The sequence below is a fragment of the Uliginosibacterium aquaticum genome, assembly GCF_012972705.2.
GTDB lineage: Bacteria > Pseudomonadota > Gammaproteobacteria > Burkholderiales > Rhodocyclaceae > Uliginosibacterium > Uliginosibacterium aquaticum.
In genome coordinates this window covers 605,474-621,221 of record NZ_JABCSC020000001.1, presented here as the reverse complement: position 1 = coordinate 621,221, position 15,748 = coordinate 605,474, and the positions used below count along the sequence as shown (strand labels likewise).

At 66.2% G+C, this 15,748-nt stretch carries 13 protein-coding genes; 5 read left to right on the top strand and 8 right to left on the bottom strand.

The window, feature by feature from the left end; genetic code table 11:
* The first annotated feature begins 56 nt into the window (after nt 1-56).
* Both nudC and dctP read left to right on the top strand, forming a co-directional pair.
* On the top strand, nt 57-881 hold the full coding sequence (nudC, locus tag HJ583_RS02880; RefSeq protein WP_328824809.1) for an NAD(+) diphosphatase: 825 nt from the start codon (nt 57-59) through the stop codon (nt 879-881).
* A gap of 125 nt (nt 882-1,006) precedes the next feature.
* Nucleotides 1,007-2,002: a TRAP transporter substrate-binding protein DctP gene (gene dctP, locus HJ583_RS02875; RefSeq protein ID WP_170020312.1), complete on the top strand. Its 996-nt coding sequence runs from the start codon at nt 1,007-1,009 to the stop codon at nt 2,000-2,002.
* Nucleotides 2,003-2,014: 12 nt separating this feature from the next.
* On the opposite strand, the gene HJ583_RS02870 is transcribed toward dctP, so the two are convergent.
* Entirely contained in the window at nt 2,015-3,418 is a 1,404-nt protein-coding gene (locus HJ583_RS02870; RefSeq protein WP_328824808.1) for an MFS transporter, read from the bottom strand.
* 89 nt (nt 3,419-3,507) lie between these two features.
* Between HJ583_RS02870 and HJ583_RS02865 the strand changes: the two genes are divergently transcribed.
* Nucleotides 3,508-5,313 (top strand): ABCB family ABC transporter ATP-binding protein/permease, encoded by a 1,806-nt coding sequence (locus tag HJ583_RS02865; RefSeq protein WP_170020310.1) that lies wholly within the window; start codon nt 3,508-3,510, stop codon nt 5,311-5,313.
* Between the two features lie 42 nt (nt 5,314-5,355).
* Here HJ583_RS02865 and HJ583_RS02860 read toward each other — a convergent pair whose 3' ends face one another.
* The 7 genes from HJ583_RS02860 to HJ583_RS02830 form a co-directional block, all read right to left on the bottom strand.
* The gene (locus HJ583_RS02860) at nt 5,356-6,714 is read right to left on the bottom strand and encodes a DUF1501 domain-containing protein (RefSeq protein ID WP_170020308.1); all 1,359 of its coding nucleotides are present in this window, start codon (nt 6,712-6,714) and stop codon (nt 5,356-5,358) included.
* Nucleotides 6,711-8,513, bottom strand: coding sequence for a DUF1800 domain-containing protein (locus HJ583_RS02855; protein WP_170020306.1), 1,803 nt, complete (start codon nt 8,511-8,513; stop codon nt 6,711-6,713). Before HJ583_RS02855 ends, HJ583_RS02860 begins: the two co-directional genes overlap by 4 nt.
* 121 nt (nt 8,514-8,634) lie before the next feature.
* Nucleotides 8,635-9,327, bottom strand: a complete 693-nt coding sequence (locus HJ583_RS02850) for a DNA alkylation repair protein (protein WP_170020304.1) — start codon at nt 9,325-9,327, stop codon at nt 8,635-8,637.
* 1 nt (nt 9,328) lies between these two features.
* Entirely contained in the window at nt 9,329-10,297 is a 969-nt protein-coding gene (locus tag HJ583_RS02845; RefSeq protein WP_170020302.1) for a hypothetical protein, read from the bottom strand.
* 59 nt (nt 10,298-10,356) lie between these two features.
* Nucleotides 10,357-11,133 (bottom strand): ferredoxin--NADP reductase, encoded by a 777-nt coding sequence (locus tag HJ583_RS02840; RefSeq protein WP_170020300.1) that lies wholly within the window; start codon nt 11,131-11,133, stop codon nt 10,357-10,359.
* A gap of 3 nt (nt 11,134-11,136) precedes the next feature.
* A complete protein-coding gene (locus HJ583_RS02835) occupies nt 11,137-12,081 on the bottom strand; it encodes an electron transfer flavoprotein subunit alpha/FixB family protein (RefSeq protein ID WP_170020298.1) in 945 nt (314 codons plus the stop codon).
* Complete coding sequence (locus HJ583_RS02830) at nt 12,078-12,839, bottom strand: electron transfer flavoprotein subunit beta/FixA family protein (protein WP_170020296.1); 762 nt, start codon at nt 12,837-12,839, stop codon at nt 12,078-12,080. The genes HJ583_RS02835 and HJ583_RS02830 overlap by 4 nt, the downstream gene beginning before the upstream one ends.
* 100 nt (nt 12,840-12,939) lie before the next feature.
* Between HJ583_RS02830 and HJ583_RS02825 the strand changes: the two genes are divergently transcribed.
* Entirely contained in the window at nt 12,940-13,866 is a 927-nt protein-coding gene (locus tag HJ583_RS02825; protein WP_170020294.1) for a LysR family transcriptional regulator, read from the top strand.
* Nucleotides 13,867-13,876: 10 nt separating this feature from the next.
* The gene (locus HJ583_RS02820) at nt 13,877-15,514 is read left to right on the top strand and encodes an electron transfer flavoprotein-ubiquinone oxidoreductase (RefSeq protein ID WP_170020292.1); all 1,638 of its coding nucleotides are present in this window, start codon (nt 13,877-13,879) and stop codon (nt 15,512-15,514) included.
* The last annotated feature ends 234 nt before the right edge of the window (nt 15,515-15,748 follow it).

The following is a 15,748-nucleotide window of genomic DNA, read 5'->3' as shown; positions in this document are numbered from 1 at the left end:
CCCCCATTGCAGCATGCTGACAGCTGCCCCGATGTCGGCCCTCCCGGAGTCCCTGCGTGAATTGGCCCGCTGATTTCCTGCCCCATCTGAGTGCCGCGCCGAGCGAAATCAGCGAAGCCTTCGAGTTCGCCTTTGCCGGCGAGGACCTGCTCCTGAGCCACCAGCACGCCCTGCCCGCTTCAGCCGCCCTGGCCGCTCTGCCTCCGCCAGAGAGCGACTTTCTGCTCGGCCAGCTAGGCGGGCGGCCGTGTCGCGCACGCCGCTGGCCGGCCGAGCTGGCGCTGCCGGAAGATGTCCAGGCGGTCAATCCGCGCGCTGCCTTCGGCCTCATCGCCGATGAAACCTGGATGCTGGCCGCAAGAGCCAAGCACCTGCTCGGCTGGGATCGGGCCAGCCGCTTCTGCGGCGCCTGCGGTGCGCCCACCCGGATCGATCCGGCCGAGCCTGCCAAGCTGTGCACGGTATGCACCCACCGCAGCTACCCGCAGATCGCACCGGCCGTGATGTGCCTGGTGCGCAAGGGCAAGGAGCTGCTACTGGCGCGTTCGCCGCATTTTCGCCCCGGCATGTACAGCGCACTGGCCGGTTTCGTTGAGGCAGGCGAGAGTGTGGAGGGCTGCCTGAGCCGTGAAGTATTCGAAGAAACCGGCATTTACATCACCAACATCCGCTGGTTCGCCAGCCAACCCTGGCCCTTCCCACAATCGCTGATGCTGGCGTTTCATGCCGACTATGCCGGTGGCGAAATCACCCCCCAGGCCGATGAAATCGAGGATGCACAATGGTTTTCGCTGGACCGCCTACCCCAGCTGCCAGCCCCGGTGAGCATCGCCGCACGCCTTCTGCAAGATGGCATTCGTCAGCTCCAGAGCGGCGAATAGCTCTATTTTGTTGCATTCGTACGACGCTCGGACTTGCCCTCCGGCGCTAGCAGCGGCATCCTTCCGGGATATCTGCGTCCGCCCATCCGGGCAGGCCTGAACCACAACGACTCCAGGAGTCCCGCATGACCTCAGCACCTCTTCGCCGCATCCTGATCGCCGCAGCCCTCGCCTGCAGCTCGCTCGCCGCCGGCGCTGCCGAACTCAAGGGTTGGGTGCGCGAAGCTGACGACTATCCGCAGCACCAAGGCCTGCAGTACTTCTTCGATCGCCTCAAGCTGAACTCGCAAGGCAAGCACAGCGGCAAGGTGATCTGCTGCGAAGAGATGGGCCAGCAGAAGGATGTGATTCCGAAATTCAGCAAGGGCGAAGTCGATGTGGTGCTGTTCACCTCCTCCGCCCTGCAGGACGATGTGCCTGAAATGCGCATCCTGAACCTGCCCTTCCTGTTCCGTGACCCCGAGCACATGATGAGCGCGCTCAATGGCGAAGTCGGCAAGGAGCTGCAGGTGCTGATGGAAGAGAAGGGTTATATCGCGCTGACCTGGTATGACGGCGGAGCCCGCTCCTTCTACTCGAACAAGAAGTCGCTCTCCTACGCATCGGACTTCAAGGGCCTCAAGATCCGCCTGCCCAAGCGCCAGGACCTGATCGCCATGGCCACCGCCCTGGGCGCCGAAGCATCCACCATCGGTTTCGACAAGGTACCGGCAGCCTTCAAGGCAGGCGAGCTGGACGTGGCCGAGAACGACCTCACCTCCTACTACACTTCAGAGCACTACAAGATCGCGCCTTATTACACCTTCAGCTACCACCTGGTGCAGCCGATCGTGATGCTGATCTCCAAGCAGCGCTGGAGCAGCCTGTCGACCGCTGAAAAGGGCATCGTGCAGCAGTCCGCCATCGAGTCCGCAGCCTACGCCGCCAAGGTGCGTGCCCAGGCCGACTCTGCGCTCAAGTCCAAGCTCGAAAAGGCCGGTGTGAAGTTCGCGCCGTTCCGCGGTTCGGCCACCACCATCTCGCTGATGAAGGATGCCTACGCCCCGGTCGTGGCCAGCCAGCGCACCACCGCCCTGATGGTCAAGATCATGACCGGCTCGCGCAAGGCCGCTACCGAGTAAGCATTCTGGTTTTCAGTTGTCCGCGTGGCGGTGCCCCGACAGCACCGCCCCGGCGCTGGCGGGCAAACGCGTAAGCCACAGCAGTGCCGTCAGCGATACCAGTGCCACCACAGCGAAGGCTGGCGGGAAGTCCGCCGCCTGTGTGGCCTGATGCCCCTGCAGACTCATTGCCCCCTGCAGGGCAAATGCCCCCACCGTCACCCCCATGCCCGCCGCCAGTTGCTGCACCACGCTGGCGAGGCTGGTGGCCTGGCTCATCTGCGCAGTCTCCACATCGGCATAGGACAGCGCATTCAGGCTGGTGAACTGCAGCGAGCGGAAACAGCCGCCGACCAGCAGTACCACCATGATCAAGGCATGTGGCGTATGCGCCGTGAAGGCCCCGATCAGGAGTAATGAGACAGAGGCCAGCGCGGTGTTGACGATCAGCACACGGCGAAAGCCGAAGCGCTGCAGGATCTTCGCTGCAATGGTTTTCATCGACAGCGCCCCGGCCGCCGAAGCACAGGTCAGCAGACCCGATTCAAAGGAATTCAGGCCGAAACCCAGTTGCAGGAACAAGGGCAGCAGGAAGGGAATCGCGCCGATACCGATGCGGAAGAAAAAGCCACCGACCACCCCGGCGCGGAAAGTCTCGATGCGCAGCAGATCCAGACTCAGCAGCGGATACGCCTTGGCACGCGCCTGCCATACATAGATCACCATCAGCGCAGCTCCGGCAGCCATGCTGGCCAGCGAAACGGGCAGCGACACCAGATGCCGCCCGGCCGTGGCCAGGCCCAGCATCAAGGCGGAAAGGCCCAGCGCCGAAAGCAGGAAACCACTCCAGTCGAGCGGCCGGGGTACGTCTTCGCGCAGGTTCTCGATATGCCGCCCGGCCATGTAGAGGCCCAGGATACTGATCGGAATATTGATGAAGAAGATCCAGCGCCAATGAAAGTAGGTGGCGATGAAGCCGCCCAGCGGCGGGCCGATCACCGGCCCGAGCAGGGCCGGCATGGTCAGATAGGCCATGGCCTGCACCAGTTCGGCCTTGCTGGTGCTGCGCAGCACCACCAGCCGCCCCACCGGCACCATCATCGCGCCGCCCATGCCCTGCAGGAAGCGCGCGGCCACAAATCCTTCCAGCGAAGCGGACAAGGCACAGCACACCGAACCGCCCATGAACACGCCGATGGCCGCCCGGAACACCGTACGCGCGCCGAAGCGATCGGCCATCCAGCCACTGATCGGGATAAACACCGCCAGGCTCAGCAGGTAGGAGGTCAGCGCCAGCTTCAGGGCGATCGGATCTTCCTGCAGATCCCGCGCAATGGTGGGCAGGCAGGTGGCAATCACCGTCGAGTCCATGTTCTCCATGAACAGGGCACAGGCAACGATCATCGGCACCAGGATGTGTTTCGGAATGCGCAACACGGCAGACAGCCCCGGCCAAAAGCAGCAGTGTGCCGCAGCAGGCGCCCGGGACGAAACGGCTTTACGCAGCTTTGCCCTACAATCGGCCCATGCGCCGCCCTCCCAACTCTGCTCTGCCCGAACCCGCCAGGCCCGGCGAATTCCGCCCCCTCGCCACCCTTGCCAAGCTCCTGCCCTACCTGTGGCAATGGCGCTACCGGGTGGGGGCGGCCCTGATCTGCCTGATTGCCGCCAAGCTCTCCAACGTATGGGTGCCGCTGGTGCTCAAACGCATCATCGACAGCCTGGCGATCACGCCCGCACAAGCCTTCATCGTGGTTCCTGCGGCCCTGCTGCTGGCCTACGGCCTGCTGCGCTTCTCGACCTCGCTGTTCACCGAACTGCGTGAAATCCTCTTCGCGCGGGTCACCCAGGGCGCGGTTCAAGCAGTGGCGCTGACGGTGTTCCGCCATCTCCATGCACTGTCCCTGCGCTTTCATCTGGAGCGCCAGACCGGCGGACTCACGCGCGATATCGAGCGCGGCAACCGTTCGATCAGCAGCCTGATCAACTTCGCGATCTACAGCATCCTGCCGACCCTGGTCGAAGTGGCGCTCGTCATCGGCATCCTGCTCTACAAGTACGAAGCGGCCTACGCCCTGATTGCGGCGGCCACGCTCACCGCCTACATCCTGTACACCATCAAGGTCACCAACTGGCGCACCGCCCTCAGGCGCGAGGCCAACGAGCTCGATTCGGCCGCCAGCGCCCGCGCCATCGACAGCCTGCTCAACTATGAGACGGTGAAGTACTTCAACAATGAAGACTGGGAGGCCGGCCGCTACGACGGCCAGCTCTCGGCCTGGAGCCGTGCGGCAGTGCGCAACCAGATCTCGCTGTCATTCCTGAACATGGGCCAGGCCGCGATCATCGCCTGCGGCGTCACCGCCATGATGTGGCGGGCCGCAGGTGGCGTGGCCGCCGGCCACATGAGTATCGGCGACATCGTGCTGGTCAATGCCTTCCTGATCCAGCTCTATGCCCCGCTGAACTTCCTTGGCGTGCTGTACCGCGAGATCCGCCAGGCGCTCACCGATATCGAACGCATGTTCGGCCTGCTCGGGACCGAACGCGAAATCCGTGATCGCGCTGACGCCATCGACATGCCGGCCGGGCCGCACACGCTGCGATTCGAGGCGGTCGGCTTTGCCTACGATGCGCGTCGCCCGGTGCTGCATGAAGTCTCGCTGGAGGTGCCGGCCGGCCATACCCTGGCCGTGGTTGGCCACTCCGGCGGCGGCAAATCCACCCTCGCACGTCTGCTGTTCCGCTTCTACGATGTCACCGTCGGCGCCATCACCATCAACGGTATGGACCTGCGCCAAATCCGCCAGGCCAGCCTGCGCCAGGCAATCGGCATCGTGCCGCAGGATACGGTGCTGTTCAACGACACCATCCTTTACAACATCCAGTACGGCCGCCCAGACGCCCGCCGCGAAGAAGTGATTGCAGCCGCCCGTGCGGCCCAGCTGCACGACTTCATCAGCGCCCTGCCCGATGGCTACGACACCAAGGTGGGCGAGCGCGGCCTCAAGCTCTCCGGCGGCGAAAAGCAGCGCGTGGCAATTGCCCGCACGCTCCTCAAGAACCCCTCGATCCTGATCTTCGACGAAGCCACCTCAGCGCTCGATTCACGCACCGAACAGGCCATCCAGACCCAGCTCGAAGCCGCCGCGCAGGGGCGCACCGCGCTGATCATCGCGCACCGTCTGTCCACCGTGATGAATGCCGACCAGATCGTTGTGCTGGAAGGCGGCCGGGTCATCGAGCGCGGTAGCCACACCGAGTTGCTGGCGCTCGATGGCGCTTACGCCGGAATGTGGCGCCTGCAGTTGCAGGAGCGCGCCGAGGGCTGAACGCCCTCGGCAAAGCCTTGCTCGCAGGCTGCAGGCGGGGGCTCAGACGAACCCCAGGTTGCTGCTGGCGAACTGCGCCAGATTGGGCAGCATGCTGCTCACCTGCGTCGTGCTCAGGCCCATCCAGCTCGCCAGCGTAGCCACATACTGATCCACCGAGGTGCCGGGGATCCAGCGCCCCTGCCACTCCCAGCTGTTCACGCCGTAATCGTCGGCCCCGCCCAGCGCCAGATCGGGGAAACTGCCATAGCTCACGCCGCCCTTCACGGCCCCGCCCAGCACCAGATGATGATTGCCCCAGCCATGATCGGTACCGCCACTTGAATTGGGCTTGAGGGTACGGCCGAAGTCCGACAGGGTGAAACTCGTCACATTGTTCTCCAGCCCCAGCTGGGCCAGCGCCGTCTGAAAAGCGACCAGCGCCGGTGCAAGTTGCGCGAAGAGGGTGTTCTGGCGCTCCAGCTGGCTGTTGTGGGTGTCATAGCCGCTCTGTGACACCACATACACATGCCGCGAACCACCCACCGAGGCGCGCTCGCGCAGGAGCTTGGCAACCTGGTAGAGCTGCTTGGCGATGCTGCTGTTGTAGATCCCCTGCAGATTGCCGAAGGCTGCGTTGAGCGGGTCCGACGGGGTGTTGGCCGGGGTGATCTTGAGCACCGGGCCGAGGCTGGCGCTGCGCGTGAGGGCCGTCTTCTGGATATTGGCAAAGGCTGCCACGAGCTGATTGCTGCGCGCGGTATTGGCCAGCGTGTCGAGCATCGCACGGCGCTTGGCGTGATTGCCACTAAAGCTTCCATCCGGCGCAAACGCCGCCCCCGGGCCAGGCAGTGCGAGAGTGCTGCGCGCCGCGCCGATCCCCAAACGCCCGGCATCGCCCAGCGCAAACACCGGATCGCTGCCCAGGCTCTCCATCAGGCGCCCGCCCCAGCCGGTGCGCCCGAGCACCGAGGCGCCGCCGGACTCCCACAGGTTCTGCTGGTCGGAATGGGAGAAGAGGTTGTCCGGCAGCACCGCCGTCTTGGCCACCAGCTGGGCACGCGTCGTCGGTCTGGCCAGCGGGCCGACATTGAACACCGGCGCCAGCTTGGCTTGTGCCCAGTACGGCGCCAGCGCCGACAGCGCCGGATGCAGGCCGTAGCTGCTGCCGATCGGCACCAGACTGGCCTTGGGAATGGCCAGGGCGCCACGCACCGCGGCATAGCTGTTGTAGCCCGCCGTATCGAGCGGCACGATCATGTTGGCGCCATCGTTGCCGCCATACAGCGCGATGCACACCAGCGCACGATAGCCGCTGCTGGTCTGGGCCTGAGCCGGCGTGGCAAGCAGCAGCTCAAGGCCACCAAGGGCACTCAGGGCACCGCCGCCGAGCATGGTTTTGAGGATCTGGCGTCGATTCATCTCTGCACCTGGTATTCGGGGCTGGCAAGGATCAGGTAGAAGGCCGTGCGCACCCGCTCGGTGCGCCAGCTGCTGCTGGTGGAGCTGACCGGCCAGGCGGCCACGGCATCCACGATTCCGCTGCGGATATCGGCCGGCAGGCCGCCGGTGACGAGCAGGCGCTCGATCTCGCTGACCAGGCTGCTGGCGTTATCAGCCAGCGGCAACCAGCTGCTGATGTCCGCAGTGCTGCCGCTCGCGCCCGGAAAGCCGCCCGCCGCCAGGCCGTTCCAGTACAGCATGCGGTTCGAGAGGTTGTAGCGGGCCAGCGTGCTGTTGGGGTTCTCGATGGCAAAAGCCGGGCCGACGAGACTGGTACCGGCCAGCGGGAAATCCGGCGGATAGAAGTTGAAGACGGAGTTGGCATTGAAGATGGCCTGGCCAAACTCCTCGCCCCACCAGTAGTAGAAACCGGCGCCGTCCGAGCTGGTATTCATGGCCCGCAGCAGGCCGGCGATGAACTGTGCCGGCTCGCGCAGGCGACCATAGTCGGTGGCGCTCTTGCTATCGCCGCGCGCCTCGCTGTCGAGCAGGATGGCGGCGATGATGGCCTTCATGTCACCACGCTGGCCGCTGCCGATACCGAAGGCGGTGCCGCTCGCAAAAGCCTGCGATACCCGGCCGACATAGGCGGGCGAAGGATTGCTGGTCACCAGATGCTGGATCAGCTGCTTGCCAATGAAGGGCGCGATGTTGGGATGCTGGAACAAGGCATTGAGCACCGCGTCCATGGCCTGGGCCGGTGTGTGCCCGCCCCCCAGTTTGCCGCCGCCGGGCAGGCTGCGCTCGGCCGTGTCGTGCTGGGCCGGCACCGCCAGCAGCTGGCCGCGGTAGTAGGTCGGGTTCTTCCAGCCGGAACTGCCCCAGGCGCTCACACCGCCGGCCGGATAAGTCCAGCCGGTGAGCGCAAAGGCCACCTCGCGCACGATGTTGTTGTCGTAAGTCGGCCGGCAGCTGCCCCCCGCCAGACGCCCGTCAGCCGTAAGCTCGCACAGGCCGATCGAGAACAGCTGCATCAGCTCGCGGGCGAAGTTCTCGTTGGGCGCGGCCTTCTCGTTGTTGACCAGGTTCAGGTAGTCCGCCATCGCCGGGTTACGGCTCACCGCCCCGAGCAGCTCGCGCACATTGCCGAAGGACTGATCGAGCAGCATCTGGTGATAATCGCGCAGACCGTAGGTGCCACTGACCTCCGAATTCGAGACGACGAAGATTTGCCCCAGGGCGAGCGCCACGCGCTGGCGCAGCTGGTCGGCCCCGCTCAGCGCGCTGACATAGAACTCGCGCGACAAGGGTTCGGCCGAGTAGTACTCCTGCCAGCAGTTCTTGCGGTAGTACTCGCTCGGGAAGGCGCCGTATTCGGCGCAGAAATCCTTCAGCCCGGTGGTATGAACCGCTGTCGAATAGGCCGAATAGTTGTCACCGGCAGCCATCATCTGGGCCACCAGCCAGTTGCGGAAGCCGCTGCCGCGCACCACGGCGAGATCACGTACGGTGGGGCCGAAGCTCGCCTGGGTCAGGAAGCGGACGGCATCCGCCTCGCTCGGCGCCGCCTCCCCCGCCGCCAGGGGCGCCGGTGCCGGCACACTCGCACCGGGCTTGCTGGAAGAGGAGGCTGCGGCCGCGCCAGCGCTGGAAGCTGCGCCTCCACTGCTGCCCCCGGCGCCACTCCCCCCACTACTGCCGCCGCCTCCACCGCCGCCACAGGCAGCCAGCAGGGTCGTCAGCAGCAAGGCCCCGCCCAAGCGGATGATCCGATCCATGCCACGCACTCCGTCTGAAAACGTCTGCGAGGCTAGATGTAAATTTCCTTAAAAACATCTCGATTTGATCTGGATCAGACCGGTGGCCCGCCGAACTCGACGAACGCTCAGGCTGCCGCGCTCACCCCAGACGCTTGAGCGCTTCCCGCCGGGTGAGGCCGGAAACCTGCCCGCCATGCGCCTCGAGCCAGGCCCGCACCCAGGCCGGATCGGTGCGCGCAAACTGGCGCAGGGCCCAGCCCATGGCCTTGCGGATGAAGAAATCGGTCTGCCCGAGATTGGCACTCAGGATCGCGGCCAGACGCGCCCGCTCGGTGTCTGCGGCGTAGTTGAGCTGATGCAGGATCGCCACCCGGCGCAGCCACCGGTCCTCATGCGTGGCATACCCATCCAGCCTCGCGCGCAAGGCCGGAGCCCGGCGGCACAGCCCGCCATACACATGCGCCGCGAGCAGATCGACCGAGTCCCACCAGGCCTTCGCCCGCACCAGTGCCGCCAGTTGCGGCTCATGCCGCGCCTCCAGCTGGGCGGCGAACTTCACCAGCAGATCGACCGCCACATACTGGCATTCGCGCTCATCAAAAGCCCACAAGGCTTGCGCCACGGCAAGCAGCCAGTCCGGGTCGGGCGCCTTGCCCAGGCTCGCCAGCAGCGGCTTGACGGCCGCCCGCCGGGCCGGTGTCGGCAGCCCGAAAAATGCGAAGCGCTGCTGCATGTAGGCGGCCATCGGCGCAGCCCGCGAAGGCTCGGCCTGCGCGGCCAGCTGCTCACGCAGCGCGGCGGCGAACACCTGCGGAGCCGGCCAGTCCTTCATGTCAGAAGCCCGGCGCCGGATTGTCACCGCTCGCATGGCGGTAGAGGCCGTCCTTGAAGCGGTAGATCAGGCGGGCCTGAACCGCCTGGACCTGCACCAGATACTCTTCGCTGGGCTGGGCTTCCCCCTCCTCCAGCGGGGCGCTGGCCGGAGCACTCGCAGGCGCCGCCGGCGCCTGGATCGGCACGACCTGGGCGCTCGTCTGCTTGCCAGTGAAACTGATCACCAGATCGCCGGGTTGGCTGCTGCCAGGCTGGATCTGCCAGGTGCCGCTGACGCTGTAGCAGCCATAGTTGGTGGAGTAATCCTCCAGACTCAGGCGATGCTGCGAACCGGGCTTGGCCGCCACCAGATCCGGGCAGCCCAGCGTGGCGCCACTGGCATCGGATTCGATCATGAGCGCTTCCTCACTGCCGAGCAGGGCATCCACGCGCTGCGCGCCCAGCGCATAGAGGCTCAGCCAGCGTCCGCACATGCCCTGCCAGCAACTGCCATTCACGACCCCCAGCGCCTGCTGGCCATTGCCGAGCGAGGTCAGCGTGAGCTCGCCCGGGTCACCGAAAAAGCCGGACCAAGCGAACGACGACTGCGAGCCCGCCAGATACCACCGGCCCTCACGGCGCTCGAACCAGTAGGCCCCGAGATTTCCCGGCGTGGAGTGGCCGGCCTGACTGGCGCCCTGTGCATCCGAGGGCGTACCGGCAACGATCAGCAGCACCCGGTCGGCCGACAGCGTGGCAACCTTGGCCGGCGTGACCTGCACCCATAGCGGCAGATCCTGCTTCACACCCGAAGCATCCGTGTCGGGCTGGGTGACCTGGGTGACGACCAGAGCGTCTTTCTTCCAGCCGGGAAAGGCCACCTGCATCAGGGCCTCGGCCTCCGTGCTGGTCGAAAAAGCCTCGGTGTCCGGGCGCTTGCAGGCGCTGAGCAGGCAGGTCAGCACGGTCGCGGCGATCAGGATGCGCATGGGGTTTTCATCGTCGTCGGGGAGACGCGATTATGCCCTCAGCCTAGCCAGGCGAAGCCTCACTTCTCGACGAAAGCCCGCTCGATCACGTAGTCGCCTGCCGCGCCGATATGTGGCGACACTTTGAAGCCACGCGCGTCCAGCATCTCGGCCAGATCCTGCAGCATGGCCGGGCTGCCGCAGAGCATGGCGCGGTCATGCGCCGCGTCCAGCGGCGGCAGGCCCAGATCGCTGCATAGCTGGCCGGATTCGATCAGGCGGGTCAGGCGGCCCTGGTTGCGGAAGGGCTCACGCGTCACGGTCGGGTAGTAGAGCAGCTTGTCGCGCACATAGTCACCGAGGAACTCATGCTCAGGCAGTTCGCGCTCGATCATCTCGGCATAGGCCAGCTCGCTCACCGAGCGCACACCGTGAGTCACGATCACCTTGTCGAAACGCTCATAGGTTTCCGGATCCTTGATGATCGAGAGGAAGGGCGCGAGCCCGGTGCCGGTGCTGAGCAGGAACAGGTTCCGGCCCGGCTTCAGGTCGTCGATGATCAGGGTGCCGGTGGGCTTGCGGCTGACGAAGATCTCGTCGCCAGGCTTGAGATGTTGCAGGCGCGAGGTCAGCGGGCCGTTCGGCACCTTGATGCTGAAGAACTCCAGATGCTCCTCGTGATTGGCGCTGGCGATGCTGTAGGCGCGCAGCAAGGGGCGCTCTTCAGCCTGCAGGCCGATCATCACGAACTGGCCGTTGGCAAAGCGCAGGCCCGGATCGCGCGTGGTCTTGAAGCTGAACAGGGTGTCGTTCCAGTGATGAACCGAGGTAACGGTTTCGGTAGCAAGCTTGCTCATGGTTCAGACCTTTGCAGGAAGTTGCCGCACCAGTTCGGGCACGGCTTCAAAGATATCGGCCACCAGCGCGTAGTCGGCCAGTTGCATGATGGGAGCGTCCGGATCCTGGTTGATGGCCACGATCACGCGGCTATCCTTGATGCCGGCGGTGTGCTGGATGGCCCCCGAGATGCCCACCGCGATGTAGAGCTCGGGGGCGACGACGGTGCCGGTCTGGCCGACCTGCCATTCATTCGGTGCGTAGCCCGCATCCACCGCTGCACGAGTGGCGCCCAGCGCGGCGCCCAGCTGATCTGCCAGCGGACTGAGCACGGCATTGAACTGCCCGGCACTGCCCAGCGAGCGCCCGCCGGACACCACTACTCGCGCCAGCCCCAGCTCCGGCCGCTCGCCGCCGGCACTCTGGCGGGCGGTGACGCGGGCGCGGCCATCGGCCGCCGGCGCCACAATGGCCTGCACTTCGGCCTGGCCATCGAGTGCAGCCTCGGCAAAACGTGAAGCACGCACAGTGAGGATCTGCAGGCCCGGCGTGTTCTCCACCGTGGCCAGCAGGTTGCCGGCGTAGATCGGGCGCTGATAGGTAGTGGGCCCCAGCAAGGCCACGGCTTCGCTGAGCATGCCGACATCGCGCCGGGCCGCCAGGCGCGGCAAGGCATTGCGGGCCAGACTGGTGTGCGCGGAGAGGATCACCGCGTAGTCGTCAGCAAGGCCGTCCAGCAGAGCCGCCACATCCTCGGCGACCGGCTGCGCCAGATGCGGCGCATCGGCCCGCAACACCCGGCGGACTCCGGCGATGTGCGTATGGGCGGCAGCATCCGTGTGGCCGAGCACCAGCAGGTCGACCGGCTGGCCCCAGTGCTGGGCGGCAGTCACCGCCTGGCGCGTGACGCGGGCCACACCGCTGGCGGAGGGGTGCGAACCGGGTTCGACAATAACGAGCGTGCTCATGCGATCACCTGTGCTTCATGACGGAGTTTTTCAACCAGCTCGGCAACCGAGCTGACCACGATGCCACCGGCGCGCGGCGCCGGGCTCTCCACCCGCAGGGTGCGCAGGCGCGGGCCCAGCGCCAGCCCTGCGGCGGCGCAATCGAAGGGCTCGATCGGCAGGCGCTTGGCCTTCATCAGATCGGGCAGCTTCGCGAAACGCGGCGCGTTCAGGCGCAGATCGGCGGACAGCACCGCCGGCAGCTGCACTTCGAGCGACTCGGTGCCGCCCTCGACTTCGCGCTGCAACTTGAGTTTTTCACCTTCGATTTCGAGCGCCGACACGGCGGTGGCCTGCGGCCAGTCCAGCAAGGCGGCGAGCATCTGCGCGGTCTGGCCGGCATCCTCGTCGATAGCCTGCTTGCCGAGCAGCACCAGGGATGCCTGTTCTGCCTGCACCACCTCGCGTAGCAGCTTGGCCACTGCCAGCTGATCCGGCTGCTCCAACCCTGCCGGCAGCTGGCCCCAGATGGCCCGCGTGGCACCCAGCGCCAGCGCCTGACGCAGGGATTCCTGCACCCCGCTGTCGCCAAACGAAACCACGATCACCTCGCTGGCGATGCCACGCTCCTTGAGCCGCACAGCCTCTTCAAGCGCGTTTTCGTCGAAGGGGTTGATGCTCATGCGCGCACCGGCCAGCTCCACCGCACTGTGATCGCTGCTGGGCCGAACCTGAACGTTGTGATCCACAACACGTTTGATGGAAACGATGATCTTCATAAGTTCTCCTTGTTGCGATGCATTTTAGGGACGGATAAACTATCTACAAAGCGGATTGTTATGAATACAGTTATCTACAAAATAGATATACAAGGCAGGCATGAGATTCACCCTCAGACAACTCGAAATCTTCGTGGCAGTGGCCCAGAGCGGCTCAGCGAGCCGTGCAGCGGAGCGCCTGGCGCTGTCGCAGTCAGCCACCAGCACGGCGCTGGCCGAGCTTGAAAAGGCCTATTCGCAGATGCTCTTCGATCGCGTCGGCAAAACCCTGCGCCTGAACGACACCGGCCAATGGCTGCTCGCCCGCGCCGCGGAACTGCTGGACCGGGCACAGGAGCTGGAAGACTCACTGAGCAGCCAGCGCGCGATGGGCCCGCTGCGCCTGGGCGCCAGCCTGACGATCGGCAACTATCTGGCGACGCTCTTCGTGGCGGACTTCCTCAAGCGCCATGAAGACTCCCGCGTGCAGCTCGCAGTCCATAACTCCAGCGACATCGTGGCCGCCGTGGCGCGCTTCGAGCTGGACCTCGGCCTGGTCGAGGGTGACATCCAGCATCCGGACGTTGTCGCCGAACCCTGGCTGCGCGACGAGCTGGTGGTCTTCGCCGCCCCCGGCCATCCGCTGGCGGGCAAGAAACGCCTCAGCCGGCAGGAGGTGCTGGCCTGCGACTGGATCCTGCGCGAACCCGGCTCGGGCACCCGCAGCACCGTGGAGCATGCCTTCGGCGGAGATCGCCAGCACTTGCGGGTGCGACTTGAGCTGGAACACACCGAAGCCATCAAGCGTGCGGTAGAAGCAGGGCTGGGCCTCGGCTGCATCTCACGTCTCGCGCTGCGTGACGCCTTCCGCCGCGGCAGTCTGGTCGAGCTGGCGGTGCAGGATCTGGACCTGCGCCGCGCCTTCTACCTGGTTCGCCACCGTCACAAATACATCAGCGGCGGCCTCGCCACCCTGATCGAACATATCCGCGCCTTCACCGGCGATGCCACCTCTACCGACGACATCGCGCTCGCGCCCGTTCTCTGAAAAACAAGCCATGACCCGCGACCTCATCGAATACGACGTACTCATCATCGGCGCCGGCCCCGCCGGCCTCGCCGCCGCGATCCGCCTGCGTCAGCTGGCCGCCAGCAGCGGGCGGGAAATCTCCGTCTGCGTGCTCGAAAAAGGCGCCCAGATTGGTGCCCACATCCTCTCCGGGGCGGTGATCGACCCCATCGCGCTGGATGAACTCCTGCCGGACTGGCGCACGCTCGGCGCGCCGCTCAAGACCCAGGTCAGCGAGGATGAAGTCGTCTGGCTCAGCGCGCAGCACGCCCTGCCCGCGCCGCACTGGAGCCTGCCGCCACAGATCGACAACCGCGGCCTCTACGTTGGCAGCCTCGGCGAGCTGTGCAGCTGGCTCGGCACGCAGGCCGAGGCACTTGGCGTCGAGCTCTACCCGGGCTTCGCCGCCGCCGCGCCCTGCTACAACGAGGCCGGCGCGCTGATCGGCGTACTCAGCGGCGACATGGGCCGCAATGCCGCCGGCGAAGAAAGTGCCCGCTTTGCGCCCGGCATCGAAATCCGCGGCCGCTACACCTTGGTCGCCGAAGGCGCCGGCGGCTCGCTCACGCGCGAGCTCGAAGCCCGCTACGGCCTGCGCGAAGGCGTCGGCGAAAGTCACTACGGTCTGGGCATCAAGGAGCTGTGGCGGATCCCGGCCGAGCGCCACCGCACCGGCAGCGTCACCCACTTCCTGGGCTGGCCGCTGGGCAGGGAAGCAGGCGGCGGCGCCTTTCTCTACCAGTACGGTGAAGACCGGATCGCCCTCGGCCTGGTCACCCACTTCGGCTACCGCAACCCGCAGCTCTCGCCCTTTGACGAACTCCAGCGCCTCAAGACTCACCCACGCATCGCCGCCCTGCTCGCCGGTGGCGAGCGCCTCGGCTACGGCGCCCGCAGCATTAACGAAGGCGGCCTGCAGTCGCAGCCCCGCCTCAGCTTCCCGGGCGGCCTGCTGCTGGGCTGCGCGGCAGGCCTGCTCAATGTGCTGCGCATCAAGGGCACGCACACCGCGATGAAGTCCGGCATGCTCGCCGCCGAAGCGGTCGCCGCCGCCCTGCAGGCCGGGCGTGAGCATGACGAGCTGGCGGATTTCCCGGCCGCCGTGGCCGCCTCCTGGATCGGCCGCGAGCAGCGCGACACGCGCAACGTGAAGCCACTGCTGTCGCGCTTCGGCACCGTGCTCGGCTCGCTCTTCTGCGGCGTCGAAATGTGGCTGCTAGCCCTCGGCCTGCGCCTGCCCTGGACGCTACGCCACCCAGCCCCGGCACGCAGCAAGATGGCCGCCGCAGGCAACTATCCGCCGCGCCCGCCGCTGAAGCCGGACGGCGTGCTGACGTTCGACCGCAACAGCTCCCTGATGCTCGCCAACATCAGCCATGAGCACGACCAGCCGCCCCATCTGCGCCGCCAGAACACCCCGGCCCAGGAAGAGGCCCGGGTGATCCGCTTTGCCGCCCCCGAAGCCCGCTACTGCCCGGCCGGCGTGTACGAGCGGGAGGGCGACTCGGTACGCATCACCAGCCAGAACTGCCTGCACTGCAAGGCCTGCGAACTCAACGACCCCGAGCACAGCCTGCTCTGGCACCCGCCCGAAGGCGGCAGCGGCCCGCAATACATCGGGATGTAACGGAGCCAGGGGAGCGCGGCTTGCCGTAGCTGCGGCTTTAGCCGCATATCCCACCTAGCACACCGGGCTCCGCCGGCTGAAGCCGGCCCTACAAAACCCCACCCGCCACAAGCCTGGACCCCACAGGCCCACAGAGTTTCGTAGGTGCGGCTTGAGCCGCACAGCCCCACTCCACCCTGGGCCCCGCCGGCTGAAGCCGGCCCTACAAGCTCAAAACCATCCCCGCAGGCACGG